This window comes from Pseudoalteromonas sp. A22, from assembly GCF_018141345.1.
GTDB lineage: Bacteria > Pseudomonadota > Gammaproteobacteria > Enterobacterales > Alteromonadaceae > Pseudoalteromonas > Pseudoalteromonas maricaloris.
The window spans coordinates 1,162,788-1,176,962 of record NZ_CP047238.1 but is presented as its reverse complement, the minus strand read 5'-3'; the positions used below and the strand labels follow the sequence as shown (position 1 = coordinate 1,176,962).

Annotated in this window: 13 protein-coding genes; all 13 read right to left on the bottom strand. The window is 45.1% G+C overall.

The window, feature by feature from the left end:
- Positions 1-6: 6 nt before the first annotated feature.
- Positions 7-759 carry a phage tail protein gene (locus GSF04_RS10185; RefSeq protein WP_211859457.1) on the bottom strand — a complete coding sequence of 251 codons (753 nt, stop codon included), beginning with the start codon at positions 757-759 and terminating at the stop codon, positions 7-9.
- Complete coding sequence (locus tag GSF04_RS10180; protein WP_211859456.1) at positions 759-1,868, bottom strand: phage tail protein I; 1,110 nt, start codon at positions 1,866-1,868, stop codon at positions 759-761. Before GSF04_RS10180 ends, GSF04_RS10185 begins: the two co-directional genes overlap by 1 nt.
- Positions 1,861-2,769: a baseplate J/gp47 family protein gene (locus GSF04_RS10175; protein ID WP_249122466.1), complete on the bottom strand. Its 909-nt coding sequence runs from the start codon at positions 2,767-2,769 to the stop codon at positions 1,861-1,863. Before GSF04_RS10175 ends, GSF04_RS10180 begins: the two co-directional genes overlap by 8 nt.
- A 159-nt stretch (positions 2,770-2,928) precedes the next feature.
- Positions 2,929-3,468 (bottom strand): hypothetical protein, encoded by a 540-nt coding sequence (locus GSF04_RS10170; protein ID WP_211859455.1) that lies wholly within the window; start codon positions 3,466-3,468, stop codon positions 2,929-2,931.
- A 330-nt stretch (positions 3,469-3,798) separates the two neighbouring features.
- Positions 3,799-6,690: a phage tail protein gene (locus GSF04_RS10165; protein ID WP_211859454.1), complete on the bottom strand. Its 2,892-nt coding sequence runs from the start codon at positions 6,688-6,690 to the stop codon at positions 3,799-3,801.
- A gap of 7 nt (positions 6,691-6,697) precedes the next feature.
- Complete coding sequence (locus tag GSF04_RS10160) at positions 6,698-7,249, bottom strand: phage tail protein I (protein ID WP_211859453.1); 552 nt, start codon at positions 7,247-7,249, stop codon at positions 6,698-6,700.
- Positions 7,246-8,151: a baseplate J/gp47 family protein gene (locus GSF04_RS10155; RefSeq protein ID WP_045988663.1), complete on the bottom strand. Its 906-nt coding sequence runs from the start codon at positions 8,149-8,151 to the stop codon at positions 7,246-7,248. Before GSF04_RS10155 ends, GSF04_RS10160 begins: the two co-directional genes overlap by 4 nt.
- A gap of 165 nt (positions 8,152-8,316) precedes the next feature.
- Positions 8,317-8,736 carry a hypothetical protein gene (locus GSF04_RS10150; RefSeq protein WP_211859452.1) on the bottom strand — a complete coding sequence of 140 codons (420 nt, stop codon included), beginning with the start codon at positions 8,734-8,736 and terminating at the stop codon, positions 8,317-8,319.
- A gap of 9 nt (positions 8,737-8,745) precedes the next feature.
- Complete coding sequence (locus GSF04_RS10145; RefSeq protein ID WP_211859451.1) at positions 8,746-10,227, bottom strand: hypothetical protein; 1,482 nt, start codon at positions 10,225-10,227, stop codon at positions 8,746-8,748.
- Positions 10,228-10,247: 20 nt separating this feature from the next.
- Positions 10,248-10,469, bottom strand: coding sequence for a hypothetical protein (locus tag GSF04_RS10140; RefSeq protein WP_069020265.1), 222 nt, complete (start codon positions 10,467-10,469; stop codon positions 10,248-10,250).
- Between the two features lie 8 nt (positions 10,470-10,477).
- On the bottom strand, positions 10,478-11,674 hold the full coding sequence (locus GSF04_RS10135) for a hypothetical protein (protein ID WP_211859450.1): 1,197 nt from the start codon (positions 11,672-11,674) through the stop codon (positions 10,478-10,480).
- Positions 11,671-13,635: a DUF4815 domain-containing protein gene (locus GSF04_RS10130; RefSeq protein ID WP_211859449.1), complete on the bottom strand. Its 1,965-nt coding sequence runs from the start codon at positions 13,633-13,635 to the stop codon at positions 11,671-11,673. The genes GSF04_RS10135 and GSF04_RS10130 overlap by 4 nt, the downstream gene beginning before the upstream one ends.
- A gap of 10 nt (positions 13,636-13,645) precedes the next feature.
- Complete coding sequence (locus GSF04_RS10125; protein WP_069020271.1) at positions 13,646-14,128, bottom strand: hypothetical protein; 483 nt, start codon at positions 14,126-14,128, stop codon at positions 13,646-13,648.
- Between the last annotated feature and the right edge of the window lie 47 nt (positions 14,129-14,175).

Genomic DNA, 14,175 nt, shown 5'->3' with positions numbered 1-14,175 from the left:
GTTTCCTTATTGATGCTCAAGATTGGTTAATCTAATTTCTTGATTGGTTTGGCGGTTCATGGTGTCTAGCTGTACCGTCGTCACGTTGGCAAGTTCTGCGTTAAATAAGCCATGGAATGCTGCTACGCGATTATCTAGCCGAGCGGCATGTGTTGTATCTAATCGTGTCACTTCACTGGTGAGCAATTGTTGCAGCTCACTTAGCGCTGTTTCCTGTTGTTGCAAACGAAATTCCTGTTTGATTTGCCGATGCATCGTATCTAGCTGCGTAAGCGTCATTTCGGCCAGCTCTTTGTCAACAATCAGATTAAGATTGTCGACCCCCAGCTTTACCTCGATACTCTCACTAGGCAGTTGTGCCAAACTTAACGTTAACCACTGTAGTACTTTGACGTCAGGTGTGCGGTAGCCAAGTGTGGTGTTGGCTTTTGAGTAAACTCCCAGCAAAATCAGCTCCGGCTCACCACTTGCGTCTACTTCGCCGCTATCTAAATAAACGCCAATTTCTCTGATGGCATATTCAAGTGGTGCGTCGAATTTGCCTGCAATTTTAAGGCTCGTACTTTCACCGTCTTGATAGTCGCTGTCGGCAATAGCTACACGCTCTTTAAGGCTGCGTAGCTCAGTTTGATTTTGTGATGGCGTATAAGCGGCATCGCCAAACGCCATATGGCTGATTTGTCCCTTAAAGCCTCGCGCTTGAGCGCTGAGTAGGGCATCAAGTCCCGCATGGGTAAACTGCAGCGTTAGTGCAGACATTAAGTCGCTCCTTGTAAATGATAATGTTGATATTGAAGTCGGTGCATACCACTGGCGAGTACCACTCCTTGCATTAACTCATCAGGATGAATGCCTATTCCTTGGCTGGTATGCATTTGTGCATTCAGCTGTTTTGCAACCGCAAACACACCTAAACTTGCCTGCGTTTCACTAGGTAAAACGCCTGCGCCTTCGGTATTTAGCATTTGATAGCCATAGTGATTTATATGGCCACATGCCCCCAATACGGCTTTGCCTTGCTCAGGTTTTACCCCTAACCCCAACACTTGGGTATTGCTCAAACCCAAAGGCGCTTTGCCAAGACCTGCCGCACCAATTTGCTCTTTAAGCGCAATACCCAATTGTAAATCAATATGGATAGCACCGCGTTTCACTGCGTTTACCACACGGCGAATACGTTTGAGCATCTGGGAGGTCAACAATCCTTGTTGTCGGTCGTCCAAATTCTGATTAATAAGCGCCCAGATCTGCACAGTGCCAGGCAAACCATCTGTCTGCTGCCACCATTCCTTGATCTCGGTTTCAATATTGAGGCTATCGAGTGCTTTTTGCAGCGCAAATGAGGTTCCCTTGCACTGATGAACCGTGAATGCATCAGTAATGACTTGCCGCTTAATCGCCACAGGCCAATGTTCATCCCACTCATCCACTGAGTAGCTCCACGCCAAAAAAGGTAATAAAGGCTCAGGGCAAAGCTCGGGTTGCCAAAGACTCGTTAAGAGCAGCCGTGTATCGTTCAGTACACAGGCATCACGCAATTGGGTTCGTGCTTCATCATCCTTGAGGGAGAGCCCACTTAGTCCGACACTTCTCGCTAGCCGCTCAAGTGCATCTCTTGGGAAAAACACTTGAGAATAAATAATTGGCAGCAGCTTATTACTTGATAAGCGTTTAAGTGCGCTGCGTAAATCAAGACAATCGGCCTCCGTCAATAAGAGATAACGCGCAATTTCCACTAGCTCATCATCGCTGCGCTGTTCAAGTTTTAAGGCCGCTAATAAGCCTGCTCGGATAGTTCGAGGCTTGGCTTGCAGCTCTGCTAACCACTGCTCCAACGTTGACGCATTATGAGGTAAAAGCTTAGTCATCCTGCCCCCTCACCTTTACCCGCAAATCCATTTGATCACAATACGCCACCTCAATATCTAGAGGTATAATGTCTTCACTTGGCGACTCCAACCTAATGTTTTCAACACCGGATAAAAACAAAGCGTTGCTAATGCCCGCTCGCGTGATCTGCCGACCAAGCTGACGTCTTTCAGTTAAGTAAGCGTCGAGCGCGGCCGAGGCACTGTCCACAATCACCTCAGGCGACGGGCCAGGTAAAGTCTCAAGTTCCGCTGCAATGTTAAACGTCAATATCTGTGGCTGCTTGATTGTGACTCTATCGCCAAGCGGCCTCACTTTAGAGACTTCAGGCTGAGTTGACGATTCAGGGGTAAAGGCGACATGTAATTTATTCAGCAGCTCCGCGCTTAGTGTACCTTTCCCTATTCGACTCAAGGCGGTTAGTTCTATTTCACATGGCCTCGGACTATGAACTTGCACGTCGCAAATTTCATTACTCACCGACAATGCATGAAAGCGATAAGAGGCCGCGCTCCCTGCGGTATTCAGTCCATCAAACGCCAGTTGCGTTCTCGCTCTTAAACGCTCATCATCCTCATTCCCAAGCCTTGCAACATTAAACCTCGCTGCGATTGCGTCTAAATCACTCCCTGAAGCACTCGCGAGCAAGTTCGCTTCTATTGCGTCATTTAGCATGCTTTGCTGAGTCAGTCCTTGATATGCCATGACTTCTAACAGTTTAGTCAGAGGTTCACTTTCCAAGTTTACTACCTCTTGGAGTGCGCTATCCTTTTGCAGCAATGCTTGCTTTAATGCTTCTAGACGCTGCTCAAAGTTTAAGGGTTTTAACACTTTAGGAATGGGCAACTGCGATAAGTCCAACCGCTCAAATGCCATCATCACCTCCTCGCTTTGCGCCATAAAAAAACCCACAGCAAACACTTGCTTGTGGGCTTTGAAGATTGGAAACCTGTGTGCTTGTTAACTTTCTCAAGCATAGGTCTATCTTACTGGTTTTTAGGGAGTAAAACAGGTCAATCCTGACCTGTTTTATAAAAATAATGTTCTTTAAAACCAGCGTTAGCTGACTGCTGGTAGGTACACATCAAATTCCATCGTTTCAAAAGTAAGCCGAAAAGGAGCACCGATCCGCTCTAAGCCTCGGTTGACTCGTTCTGCTGAGAATAAATAATTACCACTAATATCGAATTCAAGAGCAAGAGTAAAAGTACCGTTTTCGACGTTTGCTATAAAACGTATATCTTCTACTGGCTGTGTGGCATTAACAACACGCTCAATCATAATCATGATTTCAATATCAGGTAGCCCTGTAACACTTGCTGTAACGAGACACTTATCATTTTTCGCTACCCACCAAATATTACCTATTAACCGGGCACTGGAAGAAGCAAGCGCTACATCCGATAAGGTTATTTCTACATGTTCAACTGGGGACTCTTCCATCAATGTTTGTGGGTAGAATTGCTTAGTCTCTGGATTATAAATATCCCCTAAACTGGCATTGCTGCATTGTATATAGTGTTCAAGATCAACGGCTTCATCGAACTGATAGAGCCCAATAACTACATTGTCACTATCTACATGTGCATAGTTATACATACTCAATAACCTCCCATGACACTGGCACATAACGATCCCAAATCGGTATTGACGAGCCACCCATGTACATATCAACTCTATTCACTATCTTAAGTGTTGTACTATCCACGAGTTCACAATATATAGCTCCTGCCCAGCCACCATACTCACTGCTAGAATCGCTCGTCCTCTTTGCACCATAGTAAGCAGATGACAGCATGTTGACGACCGTCTTATTAGTATCAACTTCCGGCAGCGTTATTATTCCGCCATTTCTCTCACTCCCATTATACTTACCTCTAAATACTCGCTTCACTCCCCCACCAACTAAACTACTCACAGGTGTAGCCATCACTGCATCTCCCAATTCTTTTCAGCATTTAATATAAAAGTTAAAGTTAGGTTTAGGTCGCATACAATCTGCGTATCTGTGACGACCTTTCCTTGCTTCGCCATCAAAATAACCTCACTCGATATACCATCAACTACTATTGTAGGCGTAGCATCCAAACGCTTAGAAACAACAATCACAGCATCTTCTGGCGTTTCTGCAACCGGTGGTAGAATGAATGTATCGCTCGTTTTTAGGTGCACATTGCTGTGCGCAGGTATTACCCCACTTACCAGCGGCTTTTTCCTCTCTCCGACTAGGTATTCATCAACGTTACCTGAATGTATCGAGGTGAATATTGGCTTTTTAAAACCGCCTTCTGGCTCCGCCTCTTGCGATTCGTTTGAGTAAATTTTTACATAGTTATCACTACAATCTATTCCTGACATTAGTGCAGAAGCGCCAGACCATGCATCTACCTTAATCCAAACTGTGAACCATGTGTCAATTCCTGATGGGTCATCCATTGTGACCTTTAAATCTCTGATTAGATGATTAGCTTCTCGCGGGGCAGTGTTAAAGGCTGAAGCATTAAGGTTATTGGCTGATGTATCATTGCCTTTGGTTAAGTAAATTACCGCGCCACCCGAAAGATAATCTGAATTAGACGCATGCCCCTTGGTCCCCGTTAGATAGATCATCCATCTAAAGCTGTTGCTCGATGGAGATACAAAGAAAGAAGCAACTTTATACCACCGCTCCCCAAAGCCGCTGCTTCTAACAATGTTCCAATCTCTAATGTTGGTATTGCCTGCATGAAATACGTCATGCCCACAGTACTGAAATTCCCTTGGGCTGACGACAATACCTTTATTGCCTTCCCATGGTGTCTCACCTAATCCTAGATAAGCATGTGCGTGGTCTTCTTTTCCGTTGCTAGAGTAGATACCAACACTGCCAACTCTTTGTTGTTTAGTATCAGAATAAACATGGAGACCAACTGCATTATGGCTTGTAACAAGCGAGCCGCCAAATGAACTTCCTTGCTTACTGAAGACGATATCAGGGAATGTCCCACCACCGATATCTGACGCTGAGGGTTTATAACCTTCGTGGTAAACTCGTTTGTCATAATTTGAGCCAGCGTAGATTTCACCCTCTACTCTTAAAGATTTGTTGAGTAAAAAGCTAGGCAAGCTAGTTTTCATGTGGCAGTGGTTACTGGTTTGTGCCCCAACCTCCATAAAGCCATAAGGTGTTACAACCTTCAGGGAATGATTATTACCTTTAGATAGCTTGGTTTTGTCATCCCCAACATGAATTTCACTTCTGAACCTAACCCAAGTCTGCTGATAATTCAGCTGCATAGCCCAGTTGTCGGGTATGCTGTCACTACCCAAATCACCCATACCTAGCCAACCACGGCCGTCACCTGTGTAGGTTAGGTGTAGCGACGCGGCGTTTGTGCGACCGGATTCACCAATAGATATTCCAGCGGCTTGTTCAATGTTATTATTACCAGAGCTGCTGCTATGTAGTGTTAACCATGGGTTGTTTTTGGTGATGGTGATATCACCTCCAAAGTTCCAGTTACCATATGCATATACACTAGACCAATCAGTCCCGTAGTTAATCTCTAAGTTACTAGTCGTGCCAACGAGTGCTCTTTTGCCTCTAATTTTTAGGTCTTGACCACCATTGGTATCTATATAAGACCGTTCAAATCTATCAAGCTTTTCGCTGATATCGGCTGGTTTTGGTTTGTTATGCTCGGTGTAAAAAGCCCCCCAGCCAGACCAGATCCCATCTGCGCCTCTATATCGAACATATGAGCGTTTTAAATTGGCGTATTCATGAGCAACTTGGATAACTCGCTTGCCGCCAGAAAATTCAACAACAGATACCTCAACAATATAAGCTTTATCGTTGAATGGTCTATCGGTCACTGAAGATGAGGCTAATACAACCTCGCTTTTCTCTGATAGTTCATTTAAAGAACCTGAAATGACTCTGCGACCAGTAGCAGGAACCGCACCTACCTCTTCTGCAGTTGGTTTGTTATGTGTCGAGTAAGTGTTGGCAAAAAATTCAAATGGCTTAGCATTACCTCTGTCCTGACACGCAATCCAACATTTAAATGAAAATCTGTATGGATTAGATGAATGATGGTTTCTAAATGTAGGCACATTATCAATAGTTTCTATTGACGGATGATTATGCCCATTAGTGTTTCCATAAATTGCATTTGCACTCCACGTCGAACCATACTTAGTAAAACGGCCAACAAAGTTTGTGCTCAACACGGTTCCATCCGTCAAGCCAAATATCAGAATGTCGCACGCGTGATCAGGCAAATCAGGAAATGGCTTTGACTCACCAGCGCCAAGCCAAAGCTCAAACGTACGGTCAAAGAAGTTCGCTGATTGGTGGCTAATTTGAGTGCCAAGCCCATGCGGGTTTATCGCATCTCCAACCCACTCTCTCGTCGCATAGGTCAACGACGGATCTATTTTTTCGGCAACCGAATGATTGTTCTCTACATCAATCACCGCTTTTATTTTTAACTCAGCTGCGGCATTTTCGTCACCTGAAGGCTTATAGGTTTCAGGGTGTTTAACTAATGCAAAGGGGCGTCCGTCTGGCATATAAAATGCAGCTTCACGAACATAAAACCCACCAATCCCTACTGGCAAGACTCCAATTATTTCAGCTAGATTGGCCGTATCTAACAGCTTAACTGAATTTATGGCTCCTCGGTATTTTTCTTGAACCAATGTTTCTTGTAATGGTGTGAGATGTCCGTCCCCAACCCCAAACTCGCTGATCTCAACCGTCTGGTCATTAGCTATGGCATCTAGAATTGCTTGCCTCCCAGCCGAAGTTAAGTGGGTCCAATAATGTGAATTAGTCATATGATCCTTACTGTTTAGGTAACGGATAAACCGTGGTTGATGTTGCGCTACAAGAAACAGTTCGAGTGGCAAGTGCAAGGTTACCCTGTAAATTCATTTGGAGCTGATAATCCACAGATTTTCGCTTTGCTCTGTCGATTAGTTTTCTGGTTTCTCGGATCAGAGGTAAATCGATCCCTCTGTGAGAAATAAATACATCAACTTTAAATGTGCCAGCGGGTGCTCGGGGTGTTTGCTCAAACCACTCGGTGATTTCGGCACCCATATCAAAGTGAGATAGAGATTGTATAATTGCATATCGTGTACCTAAGTACTTATGCTGCTCAAAACTATCATCAATAACTTTGCGTTTTACAGATTCGTGCCAGTTTTCATCCCATTCTTTTACGCCTTGACTCCATGCTAACCAAGGAAGTAAGGGCAAGGGACAATGAAATGGACTCCATAGAGTGGAAAGCTTGCTGATTTCATCGTTCAATAACAAAAAGATTGAGCTATTCGCTTCTAGTATTGCGCGACTCAGCTTATTTGGTGGTTGGGTGTCTTCACTCTCACTCAAAGCGACACCTCAAAATCGATCTCTGTCGTACCATTGACGCACCATGCAACTTCATTTTTTAATACTTCTATATTGCTTGTAGGAGAAATAAGATTTACTTCTTCTACTCCCACCTGATGCAGCACGGCAAATAAAGCGGACTGCTTAACTGACTTACCCAGTGAGCTTTGCTGCTGCAGAAAATGTTGCAGCTTAGTAATCACATTTAATCTAACTTGCTCGTGGCCAGGCCCAAGTTCAAGTTTGACTTTTGCTTTTATATTGAAAGGTTTAATCACCGCAGGAACAATTTCAACTCGATCTCCAATTGGTCGAACCCTTTGTGCAAGTAAGACTTCAGATACGCTGTCTTGATCTCCAGGTGTGAGGCCAAAAGCAGCAGCAAGCGTACTTATTAATTCTGTTGACGGCGCACCATTTTCGGTTTCATTACTTAATATGCTCAAAATCACATGGCAAGGAGATGGGCTCGCGACGTGAATATCTTTAACTCTGCTATCTGCCGTCAACGCATGATAACGGTAGCTTTCTTCAGTTCCAGCCGTATTTAAACTATGGAATGCTTGTTGTATTCGGTGTCTAAACCGTTCATCTGACTCTTCTGGCAAACGGCTTACACCATAACGCGTTGCAATATGGTCTAGGTCACTATTTGTTGCTGTCGCCAACAAGTTACCTTTGACGGTGTCATTTATTCGTCCTTTAAGCAGCATGCTGTGATATGCAAATGTATTGAGTAACTGTGTTAAAGGCTCTGATTCTAGCTCTAGCGTCTTACTAACATCTGGAACTAACTCACTCAATTTACTTTTCAACTGCTCCAGAATTTGTTCATATTCCAGATTTTCTAATAGCTCTGGAGGTGTTAGCTTAGATAAATCGATTAACTGAGATGATGGCATTGCACTCTCCGGTACTAAACAGAAAATAAAAAAACCCACAGCAAACTCTTGCTTGTGGGCTTTGGAGATTGGAAACCTGTGTGCTTGTTAACTTTCTCAAGCATAGGTCTACCTTACTGATTTTTAGGGAGTAAAACAGGTCAATCCTGACCTGCTGTGAAATTATTAGAACGCAATCACAAACTCTAGTAATTCAGCTTGAGAGGTAAGGCTAAGCACCGCAGCTTCTAACTCACCGCTTTTTTCACGCACCACTTCTCTTTGCTGCAAAATGGCGAGTAGGTTTGCACGCTCTGCTGCTGCACCTTCTTCATTACCGTTCAACCGCTCACTCAACTCACGCTCTTTTGCGCGCTCTACTCGCCACTGCTCTGATTGCAATTTGCTATAGGCGAGTTGCTTGATGCGCGTAATAACTTGCTGTTTTAAATACTCAACTTCAGAGTTTTCTTCGGTCTCTAACTGAGTCTCAGTAATAAACTGTGCTACCGACTCTTTATTCCATTGCTCACCCGTTTGCGGGTGTACCAACCAAAAGTTACCCGCAATAGACATCCCTTTATTATTGTCGTAATAAATATTCATTTTCACTCCTTAAATCGCGCGACAGGTTCTGGCGAGGCCATACTGGTTATATAGGTAGTGCTCATTAATAACACCGATATGTGAGTATGGATTCATCGCTTGAATGGCTGTTGCCATTATGCCTCCATCATACCCTACGCTATCGGCCTTAGAACGATAGCAATACGAACTCAGTAACTCGCCATCTAGTGTTTCCATAACCACATTCACTTCACCTTCACTATTCTCTGTACCATTTGAACTTTGTGTACGGTATGGCTCACTATTACTGGTAAAAATATAATTGATGGGCTGAAGCTTCTGCTCTTCGGTAAAGAGATAATGCGCATTAAATTTGTCACCTGCCATTTTTACTTCACTACCGAGTAAACCAAAGTAACCGTAGTAGTTAGATGAATAGCTCGACATCGCCGCTTCGCTGTGGTTATAGCGATTTATTCCATGCGGCTGCGCTAAGGTATTTGCGATAAATACCATCGTTGTAAAGTCACCGCTATCCACATAATTCTGATATTCAGCTTCATTCGCAATGGCGATGTTAGTAATGTGATTGCCATCACGATACTTTTCCACAACCAAGTTAGTACCCGAGTCGATAACCACTAAGCAGTGCTTTTGGTTGTTATACAACACAGCTACCTCGTTATGGCTGTAGCTAGACCGTGTTGAAATACCAAATTTATCTTGAGCATTTAGGTTTTGCTTGGGCAAAGTTCGCGAGGTAAATCCCTGCCCTAAAACGAAGATACCACCATACTCTGTCGCATTCACTGACTGAGACTCTTGGGTGCTATATACGATTTCAAAACTAACATCATTAGGTTGTGCTTTTAAACCCAACGGCACAATGGCACTTGCGCCGTGTTGATACACCTTAGTCGCAGGGTTTTGCTCAAAGGCATTATTATGGACAAAGCTTGATTTTAGTACGGTGGATGACGTGCCATCTTGGCTAAGTTGTAAATGATCTAACCGGCATGTGTCCGTTGCTGCATTCGCGGTATAACTTGGTCGAGTGAGATAGGAAGTACCATCACTATTATAGATAGCCAAAACCGATGTGGAGCGGCGGAAATTGACATTATTATTCGCCGTATCAATATTTTTTATCGCGAATAAGGTTTTTGGTGTTGCAGCAGTGTTGTTCGCGACCATTTCATTAATTTGTTGCGTCAATGGACCTATTTGATCCAGTAGCGCTAGTTTTGCAGCCCTGGTAACCAGCTCTGCGGTCGACGCGGTTAAATCAGCTTTAGCAGAATCAATATTGTTGATCGCTGTGGTTGCAACCTGTTGCAATAGCTGGGTTGAGTCATCCAAATGTTCCTGTGCAACAGCCACAACGGCTTGTTCAAGCTTAGCGTTATCTGTGAGCCGTGCAATTGCATTCGTGACTAAGGTTTGCTCCTCTGCACTCAGCGGAGTGCTGCCGTTCATATCAGCGACCAGTTTGTCGACCATTACCTGAACGGCTTGTTGAATTGTTGCCATAATTTCCTCTTATAGATCCTTTAAATTGGTAGCAAGGTCTCACCCAACACTTGATTGAGCCGAAGCCGTCTAAAGCGCTTATCGATATCTACTTGAGCTTGTTGATGTGCCAGTTGCTGCTGATGGATATCTGCATCAATTGCCTTAAGCGCATTGATCAATCGCTGTACATCTTGTTCAAGTAGATTATCTGGGTGAGGGAGTGGATATTGCTGAAATGGAGTAAATTGGTTGATGTCCACAACTTCTCCTACAAAGTAAATGTGCGTAGATTTCGTACTCTAGGGCGCTGTGCAGGAGTCCCCTTCAGTACCAGTTTCACCCGTGTTGTGGCGGTATCAACACCGTTAAAGGTGTAGTTGAACTGCTGCCAACCATCGTTCAGTACTGAACTGCTATCCAGTGCAAGCGGTAGCCAAACATCTCCTTTTTGCATCAAGGCTTGTACTTCTGAGTGGCTTTGAATATTCGCTTCAAAGCTCACCGTTAAATCACCGCCTAAACGGCAGCGCAGCTCACGAGAGATATAGTCTCCAGTTTGCGCGACTTGCCCGTGAACACACTGGCTGCCCGCAAAAAGTACTGGCGTTAAGTTTTGTGTTCCCGTCAATACAGCAGCGACCTTCACCTTGCCTGTTATGGTTTCTCCAAGCGTACTTGGTTGCCACTCTTGAACGCTTAGCACTTTTTCTTTATTGCCAGTAGGGTACGTGAGTTCAAAGGTAACTTGAGTATCTGCACTTGGGCGCTGGACTACAGCTAAAAGCATTAAATCTGTTACTTGTTCAACCTCTACCTCGCCGAGTTCAATCCGTCTACTTTGCTCTGTGAATTTGGCGGCCTTTAACTTAAATGTCAGATCTTTATCCTGATGTGGCGTCCAGGTGCTAGCGTTGCTTGATGATAACAACACCCCTACTTGATACGGCTGAGAGGTAACCCAGTTGTGCGCCTGATCAAGCTTACCGAGCTCTGCAATAGCAACACTGTGCTCGGCCCCATCAGTTAACACAACCAACGCATATTCCTGATCGGCATTTAAAAAGGTTGGAGTAAAGGTAAACAGTGTCGATTGGTCATTTAGCTTTATCTCATCGCTGCTTATTTTGCTACTTGCCAGCACAGTTTGCGTAGGAATACCTTGTACAACTTCTCGAATTTGTACTTCAACCGCCTCCTGTCCTTTGGCGGTAAACCATAATTCAACACCGGCAATAAATCGCGATTGCTCCAAAATAAAAGTTTGTGCGAGTGGGTCAAAACGCTGAGTAATAATGCTATTTACACGCCTCAATGTTTCCACTTCAATCACGCCACTACCTGTATAACTAGCGCTTCCTGCCGAACCTTGCTTACCAATAAATCGCACCAATTTAGTTCCGGCGGGAACATTATTTGGCACTTTAAATCGACCTGCTAATTCACCGCGTGTATTTGCTTGGATCATGCTTGCACCTCTGAAATAATTTCAATGCCATCGAATAACAGTGAGTCCAGTTGCTCACCTGAATCAAACCCAGAGATAGCAAAGTTGACCCAACGAGTGCGCAAGAACTCCGCTTGCTGACGGCGAACACCAACTCGCTCAGTACTCGTTTGAGTAATAACGCGACGAACACGCCCTCCACCGCTAGTTAACCTGCGAGTAATAGGGCTTGTCCACTGAGTCTGGGTTTGCGTCCAATGATCAACACTTGGGGTTAACGTGACATCCGCAGGCAGTGGTTCAAATGCCATATAAGGATTAATTTTCATCTCCCCAGTACGGCTTTCTTGTATTAAGACGTCTTCGAGTTCGTACGGTAATGTCTGGACTTGTGGTTGTGACAACTGAGTTATTTCTGCGGCCATTGGCAGCATAAGTTCGCCATCCACAATAGCAGCGCTTTGCTCAAGTCCAATATCGCGCATATCGTCATCTAAAAACGGGTCAACAAACACGCCGTATTTGCTCGCAGGAGACTGGGCATTGGTATCGTTACGTAGGCGTTCAATGGCCAACAATTGGTATAAATCTGAGATCTGCTGTTGCATCAACGCAAGATCTGTCATTTGTACTGCTTCAATCGCAATATTTTGGATATGCGGCGGCGCACTCCCCCAGTGTTGCTGCACTTGAGCTAGCCCCAGGTGTTGATGAGGCACTAAAGGTGCTTGCGGGTTGATTCTGTCGGGTGCACCTTTGATCCGCTCAACGTGACCATTGGGGGTAAGCAGGAGCAGGTCGATACGTGGCATAAACCAGTGATAATCGACGACCACAAGGCCATTTTCGAGCATTTCTTCAGCCTCGCTTAACTGCTGCTCGAGCCAAAACCCGGTTTCGTCGGCATCAACTTCAATAAGTCGGCGATAGGTATACACCACGTCATACGACGTGCCTGAAGCTGGCTTATTGCCACCATCACGCCAGCTAATATGATTACGGGTAAAGATAAAGTCGATACCCTGCTGATATTCAATGCCACCTTGCGAGATCTGCAAAATTTCAATGACAGAGTCATCATCAAAGGGATCGGTATTTTGGCCGGTTTGCGCGTGGCCTCTAGTCAGAGAGGTACGCTTTTTCACCTCTGCGGTCACCTGATCAATGCGCTGCACCGGTGCAAAGTCTAAATCAATTCGCATAGCGCCTTGGGTATTGGCGCTAAATCGGCTCGGCTCATTGATCACCTCACGTACATCGGGGTCGTTTGGCAGCGTAACAGGAAGTGCGGTGTTAAACGCTATTTCATAGCCATTGATATGCGCTTTCCCCTCTTGCACATTAAAGTGCTGGTGGCTTGCCGTGCTCTCTCGATAGCTGACATTGAGCCCGCTCACCACATAACTCCCGCCGTTTGACTCGCGGTCGTAACGCGCAAGTGCGCTGGTAATTGAGTCTAGTTGTGGTGGCGGCTGCTTAACGATAAGCGTGCCATGATCGATTTGGTAAACGGGAAAAAAGTCGCTATTGGGATAGTCAAGGCTGTCGCTCAGCCCCCAACGGCCCGAGATTTTCAGTCGCGCGGCACCCGCTTCGTCAAAATTGTGTGCACCAATGGCTGGATCTCTAAGTGTTGAATCTTCAAGCTCTGTCACCACTTCCTTTGCTAACCACACCCCGACAATTTCGAGTTTATTTAGCGCAATCGCTAACTGTTTGGTGTCGACCTCATGTACCGCGCCCTGTAAATATACTGAGGATGCGCCAATGGTTGCAACGGCATGAGCTTGGTCAATAACCACCTCGCCCCCCTTAACCACATCCCCATCTTTCATCAATACATCAGCGATGCCTTTTACATGGTGCTGAGACTGCAGTTGTAGATCGTTGAGTTCACGACTTTGCAACCCTTTACTCGCTCGAAACAATAGCTGGCTGTAACGCTTTGCAGGATCAAACTGCTGGTAATAATCTTTTATCATTGCTTTCTTCTTAAAAACTGATCACAAACTCAAACGTTTCGCGTACCCCTTGGTCGCGAAATAGCGCCGTGCGATGCTCAAGCAAAATAAGCTCACCTGCCTCTGCAACCTCGTCTGGTAAGAGGTAATATTTTCCAGCTGGAATGCCCGTTTTTGGTGTCGTACCAAGCATTAAGCCAAGCTCGCGAATATGCTCACCTAAGCCATCTTCGAAGTCGTAGGTGAATTGGCAATACAGATGTTGGCTGGCGGTGTCGCTTAAGCGGAACTTTCCGGTTGGTACCTGAATTTCGCCTTGTTCATCTGGCTCACAAAAGCGAATTTGCTTTGCCTTGCGATAACCAATGAGATTAGTGAGTTGTGTGGTATTGGTAGGGGTTGGCGGCAAAGTATTATCCCAACTTGATGCGCCGTTACCCCATGCCAAATAAATAGCCTGCTGCTGCATTAGCCGTGCAAGCGCCTTTCGGCCTTGAAGTGTTAAAGTGGCCAAGGACTGCTCCTTAAAGAAATGAAACCGAGCTAAAAATTAAGCTCGGT

What these genes read in the sequence shown, in the direction of transcription:
- GSF04_RS10185 (WP_211859457.1), bottom strand. Translation starts at nt 759, where the DNA reads ATGTCTGCACTAACGCTGCAGTTTACCCATGCGGGACTTGATGCCCTA.
- GSF04_RS10180 (WP_211859456.1), bottom strand. Translation starts at nt 1,868, where the DNA reads ATGACTAAGCTTTTACCTCATAATGCGTCAACGTTGGAGCAGTGGTTA.
- GSF04_RS10175 (WP_249122466.1), bottom strand. Translation starts at nt 2,769, where the DNA reads ATGGCGCAAAGCGAGGAGGTGATGATGGCATTTGAGCGGTTGGACTTA.
- GSF04_RS10170 (WP_211859455.1), bottom strand. Translation starts at nt 3,468, where the DNA reads ATGTATAACTATGCACATGTAGATAGTGACAATGTAGTTATTGGGCTC.
- GSF04_RS10165 (WP_211859454.1), bottom strand. Translation starts at nt 6,690, where the DNA reads ATGACTAATTCACATTATTGGACCCACTTAACTTCGGCTGGGAGGCAA.
- GSF04_RS10155 (WP_045988663.1), bottom strand. Translation starts at nt 8,151, where the DNA reads ATGCCATCATCTCAGTTAATCGATTTATCTAAGCTAACACCTCCAGAG.
- GSF04_RS10150 (WP_211859452.1), bottom strand. Translation starts at nt 8,736, where the DNA reads ATGAATATTTATTACGACAATAATAAAGGGATGTCTATTGCGGGTAAC.
- GSF04_RS10145 (WP_211859451.1), bottom strand. Translation starts at nt 10,227, where the DNA reads ATGGCAACAATTCAACAAGCCGTTCAGGTAATGGTCGACAAACTGGTC.
- GSF04_RS10135 (WP_211859450.1), bottom strand. Translation starts at nt 11,674, where the DNA reads ATGATCCAAGCAAATACACGCGGTGAATTAGCAGGTCGATTTAAAGTG.
- GSF04_RS10130 (WP_211859449.1), bottom strand. Translation starts at nt 13,635, where the DNA reads ATGATAAAAGATTATTACCAGCAGTTTGATCCTGCAAAGCGTTACAGC.